Annotated in this window: 16 protein-coding genes; 9 read left to right on the top strand and 7 right to left on the bottom strand. The window is 63.9% G+C overall.

The window, feature by feature from the left end; genetic code table 11:
* Positions 1-138: 138 nt before the first annotated feature.
* The 3 genes from ABNX08_RS12815 to ABNX08_RS12805 all read left to right on the top strand — a co-directional run bounded on the left by ABNX08_RS12815 (position 139) and on the right by ABNX08_RS12805 (position 3,506).
* Positions 139-840: a haloacid dehalogenase type II gene (locus tag ABNX08_RS12815; protein WP_022535629.1), complete on the top strand. Its 702-nt coding sequence runs from the start codon at positions 139-141 to the stop codon at positions 838-840.
* A 49-nt stretch (positions 841-889) separates the two neighbouring features.
* Positions 890-2,476, top strand: coding sequence for a malate synthase A (gene aceB, locus ABNX08_RS12810; RefSeq protein ID WP_349609227.1), 1,587 nt, complete (start codon positions 890-892; stop codon positions 2,474-2,476).
* Positions 2,477-2,975: 499 nt separating this feature from the next.
* Entirely contained in the window at positions 2,976-3,506 is a 531-nt protein-coding gene (locus ABNX08_RS12805; RefSeq protein WP_022535627.1) for a lecithin retinol acyltransferase family protein, read from the top strand.
* Between the two features lie 39 nt (positions 3,507-3,545).
* On the opposite strand, the gene ABNX08_RS12800 is transcribed toward ABNX08_RS12805, so the two are convergent.
* Positions 3,546-5,321 carry an ABC transporter ATP-binding protein/permease gene (locus ABNX08_RS12800; protein ID WP_022535626.1) on the bottom strand — a complete coding sequence of 592 codons (1,776 nt, stop codon included), beginning with the start codon at positions 5,319-5,321 and terminating at the stop codon, positions 3,546-3,548.
* 373 nt (positions 5,322-5,694) lie between these two features.
* On the opposite strand from ABNX08_RS12800, the gene ABNX08_RS12795 reads away from it, so the two are divergent.
* From ABNX08_RS12795 to ABNX08_RS12780, 4 genes are all read left to right on the top strand, one after another.
* Positions 5,695-6,150: a (2Fe-2S)-binding protein gene (locus ABNX08_RS12795; RefSeq protein WP_022535625.1), complete on the top strand. Its 456-nt coding sequence runs from the start codon at positions 5,695-5,697 to the stop codon at positions 6,148-6,150.
* Between the two features lie 12 nt (positions 6,151-6,162).
* Complete coding sequence (locus tag ABNX08_RS12790; RefSeq protein ID WP_022535624.1) at positions 6,163-8,301, top strand: xanthine dehydrogenase family protein molybdopterin-binding subunit; 2,139 nt, start codon at positions 6,163-6,165, stop codon at positions 8,299-8,301.
* Positions 8,302-8,339: 38 nt separating this feature from the next.
* Positions 8,340-8,837 carry a DoxX family protein gene (locus ABNX08_RS12785; RefSeq protein ID WP_022535623.1) on the top strand — a complete coding sequence of 166 codons (498 nt, stop codon included), beginning with the start codon at positions 8,340-8,342 and terminating at the stop codon, positions 8,835-8,837.
* A gap of 311 nt (positions 8,838-9,148) precedes the next feature.
* Positions 9,149-11,176 carry a galactose oxidase-like domain-containing protein gene (locus ABNX08_RS12780; RefSeq protein ID WP_349609230.1) on the top strand — a complete coding sequence of 676 codons (2,028 nt, stop codon included), beginning with the start codon at positions 9,149-9,151 and terminating at the stop codon, positions 11,174-11,176.
* A gap of 156 nt (positions 11,177-11,332) precedes the next feature.
* Here ABNX08_RS12780 and ABNX08_RS12775 read toward each other — a convergent pair whose 3' ends face one another.
* From ABNX08_RS12775 to ABNX08_RS12765, 3 genes are all read right to left on the bottom strand, one after another.
* A complete protein-coding gene (locus ABNX08_RS12775) occupies positions 11,333-11,872 on the bottom strand; it encodes a YkgB family protein (RefSeq protein WP_022535621.1) in 540 nt (179 codons plus the stop codon).
* A 269-nt stretch (positions 11,873-12,141) separates the two neighbouring features.
* Complete coding sequence (locus ABNX08_RS12770) at positions 12,142-12,597, bottom strand: carboxymuconolactone decarboxylase family protein (protein ID WP_022535620.1); 456 nt, start codon at positions 12,595-12,597, stop codon at positions 12,142-12,144.
* A gap of 9 nt (positions 12,598-12,606) precedes the next feature.
* Entirely contained in the window at positions 12,607-13,023 is a 417-nt protein-coding gene (locus tag ABNX08_RS12765) for a cupin domain-containing protein (RefSeq protein ID WP_022535619.1), read from the bottom strand.
* A gap of 201 nt (positions 13,024-13,224) precedes the next feature.
* Here ABNX08_RS12765 and ABNX08_RS12760 point away from each other — a divergent pair, with 201 nt between their 5' ends.
* A complete protein-coding gene (locus tag ABNX08_RS12760) occupies positions 13,225-16,692 on the top strand; it encodes an adenylate/guanylate cyclase domain-containing protein (RefSeq protein WP_349609233.1) in 3,468 nt (1,155 codons plus the stop codon).
* Positions 16,693-16,765: 73 nt separating this feature from the next.
* Here the strand turns inward: ABNX08_RS12760 and ABNX08_RS12755 are convergent, their stop codons facing one another.
* From ABNX08_RS12755 to ABNX08_RS12745, 3 genes are read right to left on the bottom strand one after another with little or no spacing between them, the layout of a single operon-like run.
* Positions 16,766-17,668: a LysR substrate-binding domain-containing protein gene (locus tag ABNX08_RS12755; RefSeq protein ID WP_022535617.1), complete on the bottom strand. Its 903-nt coding sequence runs from the start codon at positions 17,666-17,668 to the stop codon at positions 16,766-16,768.
* Positions 17,665-18,603 carry a TIGR03571 family LLM class oxidoreductase gene (locus tag ABNX08_RS12750; protein WP_022535616.1) on the bottom strand — a complete coding sequence of 313 codons (939 nt, stop codon included), beginning with the start codon at positions 18,601-18,603 and terminating at the stop codon, positions 17,665-17,667. The genes ABNX08_RS12755 and ABNX08_RS12750 overlap by 4 nt, the downstream gene beginning before the upstream one ends.
* Positions 18,604-18,660: 57 nt before the next feature.
* Positions 18,661-19,803, bottom strand: coding sequence for an alkene reductase (locus tag ABNX08_RS12745; RefSeq protein ID WP_022535615.1), 1,143 nt, complete (start codon positions 19,801-19,803; stop codon positions 18,661-18,663).
* 429 nt (positions 19,804-20,232) lie between these two features.
* On the opposite strand from ABNX08_RS12745, the gene ABNX08_RS12740 reads away from it, so the two are divergent.
* Positions 20,233-20,637, top strand: coding sequence for a hypothetical protein (locus ABNX08_RS12740; protein WP_022535614.1), 405 nt, complete (start codon positions 20,233-20,235; stop codon positions 20,635-20,637).
* Positions 20,638-20,666 lie beyond the last annotated feature (29 nt).

Genomic DNA, 20,666 nt, shown 5'->3' with positions numbered 1-20,666 from the left:
TGGTGCAAAAGTAAAAGATCAAGTGACCCGGGGCACCTTTGCCGCACTGCAGCGTCTCCCTACAATGCCATGCATCCATCGGTGTACAGGGCCACGCAGTTGTGGTCCTGCCAGAGACATTCGGTTGCCCCAGCCCCTATGAACAAGATCCGCGCAGTCGTCTTCGATGCCTACGGCACGCTGTTCGACGTGTATTCCGTCACCGCGCGCGCGGAACAACTGTTCCCGGGCCGCGGCGAGGCGCTGGCGCTACTGTGGCGCGACCGCCAGATCGACTACACCCGCATCCGCACCATGGCCGCGCCCGACGGCGCGCGCTACAAGCCCTTCTGGGCGATCACCGTGGACGCGCTGCGCTATGCGGCCGAGCGCCTGAACCTGGCGCTGAACGAGGCCGCCGAAGCGCAGCTGCTGAAGGAATACGCCTGCCTGTCGGCCTTCCCGGAGAACCTGGGCGCGCTCAAGCGCCTGCGCCGCGCCGGACTGCCGCTGGGCATCCTGTCGAATGGCAATGCCGAGATGCTCGACATCTCGGTCAAGAGCGCCGGCATGGCCGGGCTCTTCGACCACGTGCTGTCGGTGGACGCCGTGCGCCAGTACAAGACCGCGCCCGCTGCGTACGCACTGGGACCACTGGCGTTCGGCCTGGACGCGCAAGAGATGCTCTTTGTCTCGTCCAACGGCTGGGACGCGTGCGGCGCCACCTGGTACGGCTACACCACCTTCTGGATCAACCGTGCCGGCCATCCGGCGGAGCGGCTCGACGTAGCCCCCTCCGGCACCGGGCACGACATGAATGACCTGCTTGAGTTCGTCCGCGCCCATGGCGTGGCGGTGTAGCAGGCCCCCCAATAACCAAGCTATCGCTATCGTTTACAGGAGAACACTGATGGCTATCACGCTGCCCGCGGGCATGAAGATTACCGGCGAAATCCTGCCGGCCTACGAAGATATCCTCACGCCGGAAGCCCTGGCCCTGGTAGACAAGCTGCACCGCGCCTTCGAGCCGCGCCGCCAGGAACTGCTGGCCGCACGCGTGGCACGCGCCAAGCGCCTGGACGCCGGCGAAATCCCCGACTTCCTGCCGGAAACCAGGAACATCCGCGAAGGCGACTGGAAGGTGGCCCCGGTGCCCAAGGCGCTGGAATGCCGCCGCGTGGAAATCACCGGTCCGGTCGAAGCCAAGATGGTCATCAACGCCTTCAACTCGGGCGCTGACAGCTACATGACCGACTTCGAGGATTCCAACACCCCGAACTGGCACAACCAGCTGCAAGGCCAGGTCAACCTGAAGGCCGCCGTGCGCCGCACGCTGACCCTCGAATCCAAGGGCAAGCAGTACAAGCTGAACGACAAGATCGCCACGCTGCAGGTGCGCCCGCGCGGCTGGCACCTGGATGAAAAGCACGTCACCATCGACGGCAAGCGCATCTCGGGCGGCATCTTCGACTTCGCGCTGTTCCTGTTCCACAACGCCAAGGAGCAGATCGCCCGCGGCGCCGGCCCGTTCTTCTACCTGCCCAAGATGGAAAGCCATCTGGAGGCGCGTCTGTGGAACGACATTTTCGTGATGGCGCAGAACGAGATCGGCCTGCCGCAAGGCACCATCAAGGCCACCGTGCTGATCGAGACCATCCTGGCCGCGTTCGAGATGGAAGAGATCCTGTATGAACTGCGCGAGCACAGCGCTGGCCTGAACGCCGGCCGCTGGGACTACATCTTCTCGTGCATCAAGAAGTTCAAGAACGACAAGGACTTCTGCCTGGCCGACCGTGCCAAGGTCACCATGACCGCGCCGTTCATGCGTGCCTATGCGCTGCTGCTGCTCAAGACCTGCCACCAGCGCGGCGCTCCCGCCATCGGCGGCATGAGCGCGCTGATCCCGATCAAGAACGATCCGGAGAAGAACGCCATCGCCATGGAAGGCATCATCAGCGACAAGCGCCGCGATGCCACCGACGGCTACGACGGCGGCTGGGTGGCCCACCCGGGCCTGGTCGAGCCGGCGATGAAGGAATTCGTCGCGGTGCTGGGCGACAAGCCCAACCAGTTCGAGAAGCAACGCCCGGACGTGCAGGTGAAGGGTGCGGACCTGCTCGACTTCAAGCCGGAAACGCCGATTACCGAGCACGGCCTGCGCATGAACATCAACGTCGGCATCCACTACCTGGGCGCCTGGCTGGACGGCAACGGTTGCGTGCCGATCCACAACCTGATGGAAGACGCCGCCACCGCCGAGATTTCGCGCTCGCAGGTGTGGCAGTGGATTCGGTCGCCGAAGGGCAAGCTGGAAGACGGCACCAAGGTGACGGCTGAGCTGGTGCGCAAGCTGATTCCGGAAGAGCTGGCCAAGGTGAAGGAACTGGTTGGTGGCGATACCAAGACGTATGACCGGGCTGCCGAGATTTTTGAGCAGATGTCTACGTCGGAGGATTTTGCCGAGTTCCTGACGCTGCCGTTGTATGAGGAAGTCTGAGTCCCTCAATAAGTAAGCAGGAATGAAACCCGCGGCCTGGCCGCGGGTTTTCTTTTGGGTGCCAGCGCACGACAAAAAAGCGAGAAGCAAAGTTACGTCCTGGCCTCAAACCGCTCGACCGACACCTTGCGGTACGTGCCCCGGTCCCGCGGCTTATACCCGAGTATGAGCGTTCGAAGCCTATGTAGGGGCAGCACTACCCGTCCGTAGAATGGGTTTGTTGCGCCTGCGCGCCTACCCTTGTCTCATGGCCGGTGCGATCGCGCAGTGCGCTCGCAAAAGCCCTGGGGTGACGGAGCTGCACCGCATTGCCTGCAATAGCTGGCGCAATGCAAATCTGAAATGAGCGCGGTGAACACTTTTCCCGAGGAGGAACCTCCTCGGAGGCACTCGCTTTGCCTTCACTCCGGGGGAAGGGTCATTAGCGCTTCGATGGGTATGTCCATGAGGTTCACCAGCGGTACTGAATAAATCGCTTTCAAGATAATAGCGGCTCGCCATGGAAACTCTGTATATTGATTGGCTCATGACTTCGCCAGAGTTGGCCAGCATAGAACGCATTATCGAGGCTGGGGCCCATCTTATTAGCGAGCGGGATGGCTACACACACCACGGTATTTATGTCGGCGGTGGGCAGGTCATTCACTACGGGGGCTTTGATCATTCGGCGAAACGGCGCCCCATAGAATACATAGCGTTGCGCGCCTTTGCGGCAGGGAAGGCTATAAAAATCCAGGCTGAACCGGATGCCGCTTATGCCGGAATCGAGGTAGTGCAAAGGGCGAAGTCCCGCCTGGGCGAAGACCAATATCAGTTCCTGACCAATAACTGCGAACACTTCTGCACATGGTGTGTGACAGGCGTCAGGCGGAGCGAGCAGGTACGCCAGTGCTTGCGGAATCCTTGGGTAGGCATCAAGACACTGTTTGCGCTCGCCAGGGCGAAGTTTCATGGTTTCCGTGATCGCGCAAGGCGCGATCGCCCGAATCGTTCTTTCGGGTATTCCGCCAAGACAGCGGCGTGCCAGTAGGGCAGGTCGTCAGCGTGAGATTCCGGGCCTGGCGAACCTCTACCACCCAAAGCGATAATCCCGGGTCGGGTGCAGCCACCAATTCCCGTTCCCGGGCAGTTCCAGCACCTGGTGGTGAAATCTCAGGAGTGTGGGCCGATGACTGACACTGACCAGCGTCGCCTGCATGTCGGCCAGCAGCATATACATGCTTTCCTCATTGCCACTGTCCAGCGCGCTGGTGGCCTCGTCGAGCATCACGTAGCGCGGTTTGGCGAGTAATACGCGTCCGATCGTGAGTCGCTGTTGCTCGCCGAGGGATAACACTTTGCCCCAGTCCACTTCCGTGTCCAGCCCGCCAAACCGGCCAACGATATCCTTCAGATTGATCATCTCCAACAGCTGCAGAAGTTCCTCGTCAGGTACCTTCTGGCCGATGTGGTTCGGGTATAGCAACTGGCTGCGCAGGCTGCCCACCACCATGTAAGGGTGCTGCGGCAGGAACAGCATTTCCTGCGGACTTGGCCGCACGATGCATCCCGTGCCGTTGTTCCACAATCCGGCGATCGCGCGCATCAGAGAACTCTTTCCTCCGCCGCTGGCACCGACAATGAGAAGTCCCTCTCCCGGGTTGATCGACAATGTCAGGTCGTTGACCAGCGTTCGCTCCTGGTTCGGTGTCTGCAAGGTGACATGTTCCAGCGCCAGGCGGGAGTCCAGGACGGATTCGATCCTGTCCGCTGGCCTGGGGGAGGCTGCTGCCATCCCGTTCAAGGCGCCGGAGAATGTGTCCAGTCGATCCAGTCCCGCCACGAATCGACTCAGGTCCTCAAAATTGTCAACGACCACGGTCAATGCGTTCAGTACGGCGGCAAATGCAGCAGCAGCCTGGATAGCGCGACCGACTTCGAGCTCGCCGGAAAGCACGCGTGAAGCGACGATGGCACTGGGCAGTACGATGGTGAGGAAGTTATAGGCATACTGGAACAGGCTCAGATTGAGCTGCCAGTTAATGAGTCTGTTGAAGTTCTGGAAGGCATGTTCGAAACGGCCCCGCACATGGGACGACTCCAGCGCTTCACCCCGATAGAACGCAATGGACTCGGCGTTCTCACGAACCCGGATCAGGCTGAACCGGAAATCCGCCTCCCGCTTTAACTGATAGAAATTCAGGCCAATCATGACGCGGCCGAAAAAAAAGACGGTTACGAATGTGCCGGCGATGGCATAGATAACAAGAAAGTAGACCAGCTCCCTGGAGATCGACCACAAGACTGCGCTGAATGCAATGATTTGCAGCAGTGCGCCGACGCCAATAGAAAGAAAAAACAGGGATTGCCGCGTGAAGGTATTGATATCCTCGGTGATCCGCTGATCCGGATTGTCGATCGCGGCATTGGCATTGAGTTTGTAATAAGTCCTGGCCTTGAAATATCCGTCCAGATAGTGATCGGTCAACCAGCGCCTCCAGAAAAGGCCCAGTTTATTTCTCACGAAATGGTAAAAGCTGTAGGTGGGAACGGCGACGATCAGGATGTAGAGACATTTTCTGATCGAGGCCCAGAAGCGATCGGCGTCTTGTGCCGCCAGGGCCGAGGTAAATTCGCCGGTTTGCTCGATGAACAGGACTTCGGTTTGGGTTTGGCCCAGCAGCAGCAGGACCAACAGGAGCAGCAAGCCCGAGGCCTTCCATTTTTCCTTTGAGAACCAATAAGGTTTTGCAATGGCCCAGTATCGGGTCCACACGTGCCGGTGGGAGGCGCCAGTATTTTTCCTTTGGGCTTTCCTTCGGGCCGAAGTGCTGCCCGCGACCCTCGGCTCAGGAACGACGCTCATGTTGCCTCTCCAGCGGTGACCGGATACATACTCGTCACACGGATCCCGACGCGGGAACACTGTCTGACGATTAAAAAATCACCATTGGAATATAGACCAGCAAAATCGATGCCCGGCTAATTCGCGCGACTGGCCGGGTTCACCAACTCCCCCTTTGAACAGAGGGGAAGACGAGCGCACCCGCAGCGCCGGCTGCGACCCTTTGAACTGGGTAGTCGAACAGCCCCAGCGACGCATTGTTGGATTTCCCTGAATAGTCCTGCCAATCCGCGGCGGATTGTAGAGACCTGCCGCCGTGGGCAGAATCGCCCACAGGTTCAAGGCGTGCGGCCCTTTGCCCGCGCCGGCCCCGGACCATTTCAAGGAGCCGACGATGAGGCTGAATATCAACGGAACGGATCACGACGTCGACGCCGATCCCAATATGCCGCTGCTGTGGATGTTGCGCGACCTGGCGGGCCTTACCGGCACAAAGTTCGGGTGCGGCATGGCGCAATGCGGCGCCTGCACCGTGCATGTGGACGGCGCGCCGCAGCGTAGCTGCGTGTTACCGGTGTCGGCGGCGGCCGGCAAGTCGATCACCACCATCGAGGGTTTGTCGCCGGATGGCAGCCACCCGGTGCAGAGGGCCTGGGCCGAGTTGGATGTGATTCAGTGCGGTTACTGCCAGTCCGGCCAGATGATGTCGGCGGCGGCACTGTTGAAGCAGACCCGCACGCCCACCGACGCGCAGATTGACGAGGCCATGGCTGGCAATATCTGCCGCTGCGGCACCTACCAGCGCATCCGCGCGGCCGTGCATCGCGCCGCCGAGCTGGCCGGGCACTGAGGGAGAGCGATCGTGCAGGCACTTTCCAACCCCTCGCGGCGCAAGTTCCTCGCGGCCGGTGCCGTGCTCGGCGGCGGCCTGGTGATTGGCTTCACCGTGCCGGTGGCGCGTCGCCAGCCTGGCGTCGAGGCTGCAGTGTCAACCACCACGTTTGCGCCCAATGCCTTCCTGCGCATCGGTGCCGACGACAGCATCACGGTACTGCTGGCCCATTCGGAAATGGGGCAGGGCGTGTGGACCACGCTGCCCCTGCTGATCGCCGAGGAGCTCGATGCGGACTGGTCGCGGATCCACGTTGAACATGCACCGGCGGCGCCGACCTATGGCAACAGCGCTATCGGCGGCATGCAGGCGACGGTCGGCTCCTCCAGCATTCGCACTGAATTCACGCGCTACCGGCAAGCCGGCGCGGCGGCGCGGGCGATGCTGCTGCAGGCCGCGGCGCAGCGCCTCAACGTGCCGGCGGCGAGCCTGCGCACCGACACTGGCGCGGTCGTCAACGGCACGCAGCGCATCCGCTATGGCGAGCTGGCCGACGATGCCGGGCGGCTGGCGGTGCCAGATGCCGCATCGCTCGCGCTGAAGGCGCCGGGCGAATGGAAGTGGATCGGCAAGGGCGCACGGCGCCTCGACAACCTGCCCAAGCTCACTGGCCGCGCGCAATTCGGCATCGACGTGCAGTTCGATGGGCTGCTGACCGCCGTGGTGGCGCGTGCGCCGACGTTTGGCGCGCGGGTGCGCAGCGTCGACGACGGGGCGGCGCGCGCGGTGCGAGGCGTGCGCCAGGTGGTGCAGGTGCCAAGCGGTGTCGCGGTGGTCGCCGATCACTACTGGGCGGCCAGGCAGGGTCGCGATGCGCTGAAGATCGAATGGGAGCCGGCCGCGGGCGCAGCACCCGACAGCGACCGGCTGTTGCAGGAATTCGCGCGGCTGGCGGGCGCGCCCGGTCCGGTGGCAGCGGAGGCCGGCGACGTGGCCGTGGCCATGCGGGGCGCGGCGCAGGTGGTGGAGCGTGAGTACCGCGTGCCCTACCTGGCGCACGCGGCGATGGAGCCGCTCAATTGCACGGTGCGCCTGGGTGCCGAGGGCTGCGACGTCTGGGTCGGCACGCAGATGCAGACGCTGGCGCAGCGCACCGCGGCGCAGGTGTCCGGGCTCAGGCCGGAGCAGGTGCGCATCTATACCACCTTCCTCGGCGGCGGTTTCGGGCGCCGGGCGGTGCAGGACTTTATCGGCGAGGCCGTGCACGTGGCCAAGGCAGCGGGCGCTCCGGTCAAGACGGTTTGGTCGCGCGAGGATGACATGCGCGGCGGCTACTATCGCTCCGCCTTCGTGCACCGGGTGCGGGTGGGGCTGGACCGGGCCGGACTGCCGGTGGCATGGCGCCATGGCATCGCCGGGCAATCGATCCACCCGGATACGCCGGGCGTGCACAAGACCTCGGTCGAGGGTGTAGCCGATTCTCCGTATGTGACGCGCTGCCCCGCGCATCGCGTCGAGGCGCACTCGCCGCGCACCAGCGTCCCGGTCTGGTACTGGCGCTCGGTTGGCCACAGCCACAGCGGTTTCGTGATGGAGGGCATGGTCGACGAACTGGCGCGCGCCGCGCGCAAGGATCCGCTGGCCTATCGCCGCCTGCTGCTGAAGGACGAGCCGCGCCACCTGCGCGTGCTGGAGCTTGCGGCCGACAAGTTCGGCTGGCAACGCAGGCCTGCGCGCGGCCGCGGCTATGGCCTGGCGGTGCATGCATCGTTCGGCAGCTTCTGCGCGCAGGCGGTGGAAGTTTCGGTCAGCAAGGGCGCGTTGCGTGTGCATCGCGTGGTGTGCGCGATCGACTGCGGTATCGCCGTCAATCCCGACAACATCCGCGCGCAGATGGAAGGCGCCATCGTCTACGGGCTGAGCGCGGCGCTATATGGCAACCTTGCGCTGAAGGACGGCGCTGCGCTGCCTTCCAATTTCCACGACTACCCGGTGCTGCGCATGCCGGAGATGCCGCGCATCGACGTGCATATCGTGCCCGGCACCGATGCGCCCGGCGGCGTCGGCGAGCCCGGCACGCCGCCCATTGCCGCGGCGGTGGCCAACGCCGTGTTCGCGCTCACCGGCGAGCGGCTGCGCACGCTGCCGCTACAGCCGCGCCAGGCCTGAAGCGTCGCTGCAATCTTTCGAAATCCTGGAGCAACCAAATGACCCAGCTCTCGCCTGAACCGCGGACTGCCGCGACGCTGCCGACATCGCTGTCGCTGCGCCTGACCCGCCTGGAACCGCTGGCCTATGCGCTGCTGCGCGCCGTGTTCGGCCTCGTCATGATGACGCACGGCCTGCCCAAGCTGCTCGGCACCAGCCATGGCTCGATGGCCAACCCGATGGCCGGCGCCACCAACCTGATCGCCAACGTGCTGCACCTGCCGATGGCGCCGCAGATTGCGCTGGCGGTGGCGCTGTTGGAAACGATTGGCGGCGCCATGCTGGTAGCGGGGGTGCTGACGCGACCCGTGGCCGCGTTGATGACGGTGCAGATGGCGGTTATCTGCTACATCCATCGTCAGCATTTCGCGTGGATCGATCGCGGAATGGAGTATCCGCTGGTGCTGCTTGTCGTGGTGCTGCTGCTCGCCGCGCGCGGCGCTGGGGCGTGGTCGGTCGACAGTCTGCGCGCGGCGCGGCGTTACGCCGGGGCATAGGCCGCGCTGCGGCTGTCAGGCGCAGGCCGGCTGGCGCGTTGGCGACCGGAACACTTCCCATCAGGCCGGTCCCCCCAACCAGCCCGTCTCAACTCTGAAACCGATTTTCCGCTTTGCGCTTTCCGGCCGTTCTCTCACGGCGACATCTCCGAAAAGAATCAACGAGATAGCGGTCATGGCACCGTTCTGGCTACAAGTGCCAGTCAGTCGAGACGCCACCTGAATGGACGGAAAGGAGGACAAACGAGACAAACGATATGCGACAAACCACCAACCCCTGTTCTCGCGTTGATGGCCTCAAAGGAGGTCGTATGGATAATTTTCACCGAGCCCTGTCGCTGGCGTTGACAGGAATTTGTTCTTTTCTGCTGATTGCGGCATCCGCCGGTCCCGCTTTGGCGGCAGTTGAATGTCCAGCCGCCGGTGCGGCGGTGTGCGGACAAAACAGCGGCTTGATTCCGATCCACAAGGACTTCATCCATGCCTCGCTGATATGGAACAAGAAGTATGCAGAATGTCCGAAGATGCTGATCTGGATGCGGCCATCGGAGTACAAGCCAACGCACTATCTCAATCCGCCGGTGCAGGGCGGTGGATTCCCTGGGTTCAACCAGAAATATATTGATCTGGTACAGGGCGGATTCTCACTTGGCCAACTCGACGAAAGCGGCTGGTCACGCTACAGCCCTGACCTCGAACGGGAAAACGCCCAGATCGTCGATGTCTGTGGACTGCAGTCCCTGATCAATACCGGCACATTCACCAAGACGGCTATCGCCGATCTGACCAGCGCGGACATTAGCTATACCGACCCGTTCTTCTCGGATGCCGGTTTCTCCAGGGGACTGGGATATAACCTGTTCTGTAATGGCCACGTGTCCGGGACTGATGGCCGTATCTACGTAGTCGGGCTACATGACAAGGGCGGCAACAATGGCGGAAGGAAGGTCAACATATTCGACCCCAAGACCGAGCAATGGGTAAGCAGACCGATACCATGCGTCAGATCCGGCTTTGAAATGGACCCGACCGGAGTCTTGTCACATTGCGATCCGCTGAATGAGAACAATACCGATCCAGCGCATTCCTCGGACCTGAAGTATCAACGCTGGTATCCGAGCGCCGTGACGCTGCCCGATGGGCGAATTCTGGTCCTGTCTGGCTCTGATCAGGACACCAGCGTAGGGCCGGCCAATGCGAGCGCCACCAAGGTACGGCAGGCCGTGCCGGAAGTGTACGATCCGAAGACCGATACGACGGTTGCGCTGGAAAATGCAAAGAAGCTGCTGCCGATGTATCCCCGCGCTTTTGTGGTCCAGACCGGACCAGGCGAGAAAGACTGGAAGGTCGCCGTCTCCTCCGAAGTCGTACCACCGCTGCCTGGACAACCTGGAGGGTTGAATATTCGAGGCTACGATCCCTTCTTCTACAGCGGAAGGACCTACCTGCTCGATGTCCAGGGCGCGCTCGCCGACCCCCTGATCGCCACGCCCGCAGAGAACCATTGGACCTATGTGGATACGGCCCAGAATGCCCATGACAGTGGCGCTGGCGTCATGATGGTGACGATCAACGCGAATGGCACCTGGTCGCAGGATCTGTTCCTGTTCGGCGGATCGGATGGCGGCAATACACCCGCTTCAGCGGTTGCGGAAACGATCAATTTCTCCAGTCCGACACCAAAATGGAAGCCCCTCAGCAATCTCATCCTGCCGGCCACGCAGAACAATGTGGTCGCGCTGCCAGATGGGAAACTGCTGGTCGTCGGTGGTGCCGATGGAAACGTGAACAGCCTTGCCTATCAGCTGTTCAATCCGGCCGACGGCAGCAGGACCGACGTGGTCACTTCGCCGGTGCCCCGGCATGACCATTCCACTGCGCTACTGATGCCCAATGGTGGCGTATGGGTGATGGGAGGCAACAGGGTCAACCTGATACCAGGATCACCCCAGACCCAGGCACAACGGGATGCCGCCGTCCCGGTACTCGAGTTCTACAAGCCACCTTATTTCTTCAAGGGTGTGAAGCCGGTCATCGACAAATCCCCGAACAGCATCCGCTACGGCAAGAAGTTCAAGCTGGACGTCTCCGGCGCCGAGGTCGAATCGGTTGCGCTGATTCGTACTGGTCCGATCACCCACAACTGGACTTGGGGCAACCGGTACGTGAAGCTGCCGGTCGCGAAGGAAAACAGCGGCAAGCTGGAAGTCACGGCCCCGCCGTTGCCAGGGCTTGCGATTGCCGGGGACTATTTGCTCTTCGCCGTCGCCAAGAATGGAACCGTCAGCGAAGGGCGACATGTGCAACTGAAGTTCAAGGACGATCCTGAGCCCGATTGAGGACGCAATCCCCGTATTGCCTTCCCGCCGGGAGCTGGCAGGCATCGCCCCAACTGCTGAACCCCGATCGGATGTTCCGGTCACGGAACGCCCGAACGGGGTCGGTGGACGGTCTGCGTGCGGCGCTATGTCGGGGCATAGCCCGCGCCGCCGCTGTCAGGCACTGGCCGGCTGGTGCGCACTGCCGGTCAGCAGTCGGCGAGATGCGCCACGCGCGACTTGCCAGTGCGCCAGGGACGTGCGCAGTAGCACGGCGGACGCCGCCAGCAGCACCAGGTCCTTCAGCAAGAATTGACCGATTGGTGCGGAAATTGCCGGAAATCCGCCAGCTGTCGGCTCCGCGACGCCAGGGGTGGTGAAAAAGAACGTGAGCGTGATGGCGTAGGTCGCGCACGACATTGCCGCACCGAGCACGGAAGCCCCGCGGTGGAAGGCACCGGTGGCCAGCGTGACGGCAGTGGCGAGTTCCAGCGCACCAATGACGCCGCTGGCGCCACGCACGCCGAATGCGCTGAGAAGCCAACTCATGAAGGGGCTATGTTCGATAAACGGTGCAATGCCCTGCGCTTCGTAGAGGGTGAACTTCATCGCGCCGAACCATAGGAAGACCACGACCAGGGACCAGCGCAACAAGGCCGTATAGTCTGGGATAGCCGCTGCGGGGTGTGTCGGGGCGAGGGAAAAGATCGGTTTCATATTCAACTCCTGAACAGATGGGTGGTGTGGGTCATAGGACCGCATGCGCGGATCGCCGCGGCAAAGCCGGCGGCGGTGGGCTGCGCATCGGTCGCATCTGCGTCGCGGCGCCGCCTGGTATGGAGTTCGACGTAGTGGCGCACCGGGTTGCAAGTGCCACTACGACGATGATTTGTTTTTGCCAGGCGGAAAGCACGCCTTCGCGTAAGCCGCCGCAGAAAACCGCACGCCCCCGGTCAGGAAGCTACCCGCAGTGCGTGCGTGGCCAATCAGTCCTTGAGCGCGAGCGCCGCTTCCGGCGCGCGGCGGAAGCTGATCGCCAGGCGATTGAACGCATTCATCAGGCTGATGGCCATGGTCAGGTCGGCCAGTTCCTTTTCGCTGAAGACTGCCTCGGCTGCCAGGAACACGTCGTCAGGAACATGCGTATCAGCAACGCGAGTCACTGACTCGGCCCATGCAAGGGCAGCCTTTTCACGGTCGCTGAACAGGCTGCCGGCTTCATGCCAGGCCTGCACCAGTGCGAGCTTTTCGATCTTGACGCCCTTCTTGACCAGGTCACGCGTGTGCATATCGAGGCAATATGCGCATCCGTTGATCTGGCTCACGCGCAGATAGACCAGCTCGACCAGTACATCGTCGAGGCCCGACTGCATGATGTAGCCGTAGACACTGCCAAAGGCCTTTACGCCGCCGGGGGACGCTTTCGTGTAATCCAGTCTCATTTCAGACTCCTACTTTTCGTTGGTGGTAAGTTCTTTATCGTCAGAATCGACGACGAAAACGGCCAGCAGCTTGGCCGGTTGCGTTTTGCTCGCGTTGCGACTGACCGGGTGACTTGACCCTGGCTCCTCGTAGAAGCTTTGGCCCGCCTTGTAGATGCGTTCCGGCCCGTCATTGACCTTGCTGGCGATGCTGCCCGAAACGACATAGGCGTAAATGAACGCCGACTTGGCATGGCGGTGTGGCAACGAGGCGCCGCCAGGGGCATAAAGCACTTCCAGGGCAACGAGCGATTTGCCCGGGATGTTCGGGATCGCGTGTGTGAAGTTCGGTTTGACCGTTTCTCCAGACCCGTGCGCGGCGGCGACGCCCGCAGCGGCCATCCCGGTGGCGGCCAGCAACAGCAAGAGGGTGCGCTTGAGTTTCATATTTGATCTCCTTGGGGATCTCTTTTGGTGAAAGCATCATGCGCTCGCCCTGGTTCATGCGAAAGAACCAAAAATCGAAATCTTGGATGTACCATGGGCGATGGCGAAGTCCAGTGCCCCGAGCCGCGGACCCAACTTGATACGGGAGTAGGGAAGGCGTCTAATCGTTCAGGAGAGGGCTGAGGAAACAATAGGTGCGCTATGCGCTGCACAAACTGCGGAGCGGAGAACCCCGCTGGCGCCAAGTTCTGTGAGGACTGCGGGACCAGGCTTGTCCAGCTCTGCCCGAACTGTGGCCACCAGTCGAGCGCTGCAGCCAGGTTTTGCAGCGAATGCGGCGCATTCCTGAGCGACTCGCTTGAAGCGTCGAAGGGGCGCACTCAAAACGCTCCGCCCGCCCCGATCCACTACACCCCGCGCCACCTGGCCGAGCGCATCCTGGCGGAGCAGGCGGCAATGGAGGCCAGGGAAGAGACGGCAGGCGAACGCAAGACCATTACGGCCCTGTTCGCCGACATGGCCGGCTCCACGGCATTGATCCACGACCTGGACCCGGAAGAAGCACGCCGCCTGATCGACCCCGTCGTGGCCCTGATGATGGAGGCCGTGCATTACTACGAGGGCTACGTGGCCAAGTCGCTGGGTGATGGCATCCTCGCTATGTTCGGTGCTCCCATTGCCCACGAAGATCATCCTCAGCGAGCCTTGTACGCGGCGCTGCGCATGCAGGAAGCCATGCGCCGCCACAGCGACCGGATCCGTCTCGAGCAAGGCATACCGCTCCAGATTCGGGTGGGGATCCACACTGGAGAGGTGGTGGTGCGCTCGATTCGCAAGGACGACCTGCGCACGGACTACGATCCGGTGGGGCACACGATCCATATCGCCGCGCGGATGGAAAGCATCGCCACGCCTTCGTCCATTCTCGTGAGTGAGTCGACACGCAAGCTGACCGAGGGTTACTTTGACTTCAAGGCCCTGGGGGCCACTCAGGTGAAAGGCATCCCCGAGCCGCTCGCCGTGTACGAGGTGCTGCGCCTCGGCGCGTTGCGCACGCGCTTGCAAGTGGCGCAGCATCGCGGTTTGGCACGGTTTGTCGGGCGCCAGGCCGAGCTGGAGCAATTGCACAGGGCATTGGATCGGGCCAAGGGGGGGCACGGGCAAATCGTCGGGGTAGTCGGCGAGGCGGGAGTGGGAAAGTCCCGGCTTTTCCACGAGTTCAAGGGCGTCTCGCAGCGAGGCTGCCTGGTGCTGGAGACCTTCTCGGTCTCGCACGGCAAGTCCTTTGCCTATCTGCCGCTGATTGAACTCGTGAAGAGCTATTTCCTGATCAACGCCCAGGATGATGAGCGAAGCAGCCGCGAAAAGGTCGCCGGTAGGGTCCTGATGCTCGAGCGCAGTCTGGAAGATCTCTTGCCTTACCTGCTTCATTTGTTAGGCATCAGCGAGTCCGGTTCAGCATTACCGAACATGGACCCTCAGATCCGTCGCCAACGCACGTTCGAGGCGATCGCGCGGCTGCTTGTGCGCGAAAGCCTGAATCAACCGCTTGAACTCTTGTTCGAGGACCTGCAATGGCTGGACAGCGAAACCGAGGCGTTCCTTGATGTCCTCATCGACCGCCTGCCAAGCGCCAGGATTCTGCTCCTCCTGAATTACCGGCCCGAATACCAGCATGGCTGGGGCCACAAGAGCTACTACACCCAGCTTCGGCTGGATCCGTTGGGCCAGTCCGAGTCCCAGGGATTGCTCGCTGCCTTGCTTGGGGAGGATCCCACGCTGATGCCCCTCAAGACCCTCATCCTGGAGAAGACCGAGGGCAACCCATTTTTCATGGAAGAGGTGGTGCAGACCCTGTCCGAGGAGAAGGCACTGCTCGGCGACCCCGGACATTACCGCATCGACAAAACCCCCACCGTGCTGCATATCCCGACCACGGTGCAAGGCGTACTCGCTGCCCGCATAGATCGGCTGCCCCGGGCCGAGAAGGACTTGTTGCAGACACTTGCCGTGATTGGCAAGGAGTTTCCCCTGAGCCTGATCCAGCGGGTCGTCGCCCAGTCTGATGACCAGTTGCGCCACCTGCTGGCCCGCCTGGAGGCTGGCGAGTTTATTTACGAGCGGCCCGCATTCCCCGATATGGAATACACGTTCAAGCATGCCCTCACCCAGGAAGTTGCCGGCAACTCTCAACTCACGGAGCAGCGCAGCGTGCTGCATGAACGCATAGGCCAGGCCATCGAGGCACTCTTCCACAATCGGCTGAAGGACTATTGCGGTGAGCTGGCGCGCCACTACAGCCTTAGCGGCAACAATCCGAAAGCTGTGGAGTACCTTCGCTGGACGGGGCAGCAGGCGCTCGATCATTCCGCCTATCGCGAAGCGATCCGCCACCTCGGCGCGGCCCTGGAGTTGCTCAAGCGAATGCCCGACACACCCGAACGCGCACGCGAGGAACTTACTTTGCAGCTCGCCATCGGTCGGGCCTTGATTGCTGCCAGGGGTTATGCCTCGTCGGAGGTTGAGGCTGCGTATAGCCGTGCGCTGGCGCTGTGTGGGCAGGTCGGCAAAACACCGCAACTGTTTCCGGCGCAGCTGGGACTGCGTACCTACTTTTCCTTGCGCGCGGAATACGGGAAAGCCCATGAGCTGGGTAAGCGGCTGCTCAGCCTGGCCGAGGACGGACAAGACCAGGAACTGGTCGGGGAAGCGCATATCTCGCTCGGTGCCACGTTGTTTTTCATGGGCGAATTCAACGCGGCCCATGCCCATCTGGGGCAGGCACTCGCCCTCTACAGCCCTGCGGCGCAGCACGCGCATCCGCTTCTCCACGGGGTCCATCCCGAAGTCCGTGCGCTTGCGATTTCGGCCCATGCCCTGTGGTACCTGGGCTACCCCGACCAGGCTTTCAGGCGAGGGCAGGAGTCGCTGACGCTCGCCCGGAAGGTGTCTCACCCCTTTAGCCTGGCGCATGCCCTGGTCTTCATGGCCGAGCTTCACCAGTTCCGGCGTGACCCGCAACTTGCGCAGGAATGCGCCGAGGCCGCCATCACGCTCTCGACAGAGCAGGGCTTTCCGTTCTGGCTGGGGTGGGCAACCATCGTTCAGGGTTGGGCGCTGGCCGAGCGGGAAAGCGCAGAGGATGGCATCGCGCGGATACGTGGCGGCCTGACCGCCTATCACGCCACCGGGGCCGAGCGGGGCCGGTCACACTTTCTGGCGCTGTTGGCCCAGGCCTATGGAAAGGTGGGGCAGGCCGAAACCGGGCTCAGCGTGCTGAACGAGGCGATGGACATGGCGGACAGATCCGGAGAACGCTACTACGAAGCCGAATTGCATCGGCTCAAGGGGGAGCTGATGCTTCACTGTGCGAGCGTCCGGGACCAGGCGTCCGTGAGTGGGGAAGACGTCGAAGCGTGTTTTCACAAGGCGATCGCGGTGGCTCGCCATCAAAGTTCCAGGTGGCTGGAGCTGCGGGCGACCCTCAGCCTGGCTCGGCTGTGGCAACGATCAGGCAAGACAGAAGCGGGGATGCGCAGGCTGGCCGAGATTCATGGCGCATTCACCGAAGGATTCGATACCGCTGACTTGCAGCAGGCCAAAGCGCTGCTTGAGGCTTCGGCCTGGCAGCATCGTGCGCCGGGAACAGTTGGCTCGGACAAGCCTTGAACCACTGGTTACCGCCGTCAGGAATGGCTTGACGCGGGCCCGGAAGCTGCGTCAAATGCCTGGTCCGGCGGGGTCAAGCCTGGTCGGTGTCCGCGGCCAGTTGCGCGCCGACATAGTCCAGGAAGCATGTGATGCGCGACGACACTTGCGTATTGCGGTAGTAGACCGCGTGGATCGGTTGCCGGACATCGACGGTATGGGCCATCAGCACCTGCACCAGGTCGCCGCTGGCGCGCCCGGCGTGCGTCATGTAGTCGGCCAGGCAGACGATGCCCTGGCCGGCCAGCGCCAGCCGCAGCAGTGTTTCCCCGCTGGAGGCGCGCACATCAGGCGCGATGCGCAGGCTGTCGCCCTGCGCATGCCGCAGCGGCCAGTGGTTCAGCGAATCGGGCTGCGCGAAGCCCAGCAGGCTGTGGGACGAGAGCTCTTCGATGGTCTTCGGTACGCCGCGGCGTTTCAGGTAGGCCGGGCTGGCCAGAAGCCGCAGCCGGCTGCTGCACAGCGGCCGCGCGTGCAGCGTGGAGTCGCGCAGCGCGCCGATGCGGATTGCCACGTCGGTGCGCTGCTCCAGCAGGTCGATGATCTGGTCGCTGGTATGCAGCTCCAGCTCGATCTCCGGATAGCGTTCGCGGAAGCCCTCCACCAGCGGCACGATCACGTGGTGCATGAACGGCGTGGCAGCGTTGACGCGCAGCTTGCCGGTGGGCTTGCGTCGCCGGATCGCCATCTGCTCCTCGGCGGTGTCGATGGCGTCGAGCACGCGCCGCGCATGGGCCAGGAAGGCCTCGCCTTCCTCGGTCAGCACCAGGCGGCGCGTGGTCCGCCGCAGCAGCGTGGTTTCCAGCTTCTCCTCGAGCCGGGTCAGGCCGCGGCTGACCGCGGAGACGGTCTGCTGCAGCTGCTCGGCCGCGGCCGTGATGGAGCCGCTGTCGACCACCGTGGTGAAGGTGAGCAACTCGTCCAGCGTCGTTTTCATGCAGCCAGTGCCTGCTCGTGGAAGTGCGGCAGCACATGGGCTGCGATCTCTTCCATCACCTCGGCCACGGGCCGCCGGCTGCGGCGGAAATGCAGGCCGATATGGTGCACGCCGGCTGCGCGCATCGCCTCCAGCTCGGCGATCAGCCCGTGCCGGCCGACCGTGCCGCCGAAACGGTGGCGCTGCATCGGCGCGTCAGGATCGTCCAGCAGGTCCAGGTGGATAAAGCTGATGTAGGGCTTGTTGCCGGCGACATTGCGCCATAGCGCGCTGCGGCGTTCGTGGTCGGCGGGCGAACCGGGGTAGGCCAGCCAGCCGTCCATGTTGACGCCGGCCCATTGCGGCGTCTGCTGCGCCAGCCCGGCAACAAGCAGCGTCAGCGGCGGTTCGGTGCGTGGCAGCAGCTGCACGCCGGGCGGCAGGCCGGCGGCGCCGGTATTGCGCAAGATCGCCACCTGTCCGCGGAAATTATCGTCACGCTGGGCAAAATCACGGCCGAACACCGGATACTCGACCGGGCGGTCGCCGCTGGCCACGCCGAGCAGCAGGCGCCCGCCGCTTAACTGGTTGACCGTGTTGGCGGACTTGAGGGTCAGCAGCGGCTCGCGCAGCGGCAGCACCACTGCCGCGGTGCCGAGCAGGATGCGTTCGGTGATGCCGGCCAGGTAGCCCAGGTAGGTGAAGGCCTCGAACACCTGCGCGGCGTCACCGAACTGCGGGTCGTACAGCGGCACGTCGCGCACCCACAGGGCGCGGTACCCCAGCCGGTCGGCCAGGCGCGCCAGTTCGCCATGGCGGGCCATGTCGGGCTCGCCCGGCAGGCGGCCGGCCTGGCGGCGCGCGCTGTCGCCCGTGGGCGACCAGTCGTTGTCCAGCGGCAGCTCCACGCCGATGCTGAAGCCGCCGGCGCCGAGGGTTTGCAATGCGGATGACATGACAGCTTCTCTCCGGGCAGGCGTGCTAGCGCCAGCCAGTGGGTACAAGGCGGGGTTTCAGGCGCTTGCCGGCTGCGCGGCGGGCGTTGCGTGGTGCGCTGGCTGGTGTGCGGGGTAGTCGGTGTACCCGGCCGCGCCGCCGCCGAAGTATTTCGCGCGGATGCCCGGGTTGAGCGGCAGGTCGTGGCGCAGGCGGTAGGGCAGGTCGGGGTTGCCGATAAAGCTGCGCCCGAAGCCGATCAGGTCCGCCCAGCCGCGGGCCAGCGCGTCTTCCGCGCGGGCCTTGTTGTAGTTGCCCGAGTAGATCAGCGTGCCGGGGTAGATCGCGCGCAGCGCTTCCTTGAACGCGGCCGGCATCGCGGGTGCGTCTTCCCAGTCGGCCTCGGCGATATGGATATACCCCACGCCGATCTGCGCCAGCGCATGCGCCGCGGCCAGGTAGGTGGCCTGCGGCGTGTCGTCGACCGCGCCCTGCAGCGTGGTCAGCGGCGCAAGCCGCACGCCGATCCGGCCGGGGCCGACCACGTCGGTCACCGCCTGCGCCACCTCGCGCAGGAAGCGCAGCCGGTTGTGCAGCGAGCCGCCATAGGCGTCGCCGCGCAGGTTGGCCTGCGAATCGATGAACTGGTTGATCAGGTAGCCATTGGCGCCGTGCAGCTCCACCCCGTCGAAGCCGGCTTCGAGCGCATGGCGCGCCGCATTGGCGTAGTCCGCGACGATGCCCGGAATCTCTTCGAGCTTCAGTGCGCGCGGCGCCGAGTGCTGGATCATCTCGCCCGCGCCTTGCGCGGGCCCGCGGCCCTCGGGGTCGATAAACACCTTTACACCTTCGGCCACCAGCGCCGACGACGACACCGGCGCGCCCTGGCCCGGTTGGAGCGAGGTATGCGAGACGCGCCCCACGTGCCACAACTGGGCGAACATGCGCCCGCCGGCGGCGTGCACGGCGTCGGTGACCTGGCGCCACCCCTGCACCTGCGCGGCGTTGTAGATGCCCGGGGTCCAGGCATAGCCCTGGCCTTGCCGGCTGATCTGCGTGCCTTCGGAAATGATCAGGCCCGCCGACGCGCGCTGGCGGTAGTACTCGGCCATCAGCGGCGTGGCGACATCGCCGGCGCCGGCGCGAGAGCGGGTCATCGGGGGCATGACGATGCGGTTGGGCAAGTCGAGCTCGCCAAGGCGGTAAGGGGTGAAGAGCATGGTCGGCTCCGGCAAGTGAGTGACGTGGGCAGCGGCCCTGCGCAGGCGGCAGGCACGGCTGCGATGAGGGCATTGTCGGCACAAGCTTCGCGCGGAAAAACCCGGTCAGGGGCAAATGATTCTTGCGCGGCAGTCAAGGGTCGCGCCGCGGCGCCCGGTCCTTCCATGCGTGCGCCGGGCAGGCGCGGCCGGGCCGCGAGGACGGGGCGGCTGCAGGCGCGCATGGCGCCATTGTTTCCGCGGATGCAAAGGTCTTCTGTTGCGCGGCGGGTTTTTTTCGGGGCAGGTGCTGACCATACTTCGCCCCGTCGGCGCTCCGTGTCAGGGCGTTTGCAACCGATGCATGCCGACAGGCCGCCGGGCCGTTCCGTGCCGGCCAACGCCACCGACGCCATTCGCGCTTGCTGCGCATTGACTGGAATCCACATCATGAAGACCCGTACCCTGATCGCCGCCAGCGGCATGCTCACTGCTCTCCTTGCCGGCCTCGCCCATGCCGACGGCCCCAACCGCGTCACGCGCGAACGCAATCCGTTTGTCGACGGCGCGCACCAGCGCGTCGATCCCTTCACCGACGGCGCCCGCAAGGCCTTTGATGCGTTCATCGACGGTGCCCGCCAGGCAGACCCGTTCACCGACGGCGCACGCGTCGCCGGCATGGATCGCACCGGTCCCTCGGCCGACCCCGCGCGCAAGCCGGACCCCTTCACGGACGGCGCCCGCCAGGTCGATCCCTTCACCGATGGCGCCCGTCTCGCCGGCATGGACCGTAGCGGCGTGTCGGCGCCCCCGCAGCGTACGCGCGACGTCTTCACCGACGGCGCCCGCGCCTGACACCGGCCGACGCCAGGCGCCGCGGCCGA

It is taken from the genome of Cupriavidus sp. DF5525 (assembly GCF_040149425.2).
Taxonomy (GTDB): Bacteria; Pseudomonadota; Gammaproteobacteria; order Burkholderiales; family Burkholderiaceae; genus Cupriavidus; species Cupriavidus pickettii_A.
The sequence above is the reverse complement of the archived record's forward strand: the minus strand, read 5'-3'. Positions and strand labels throughout refer to the sequence as shown.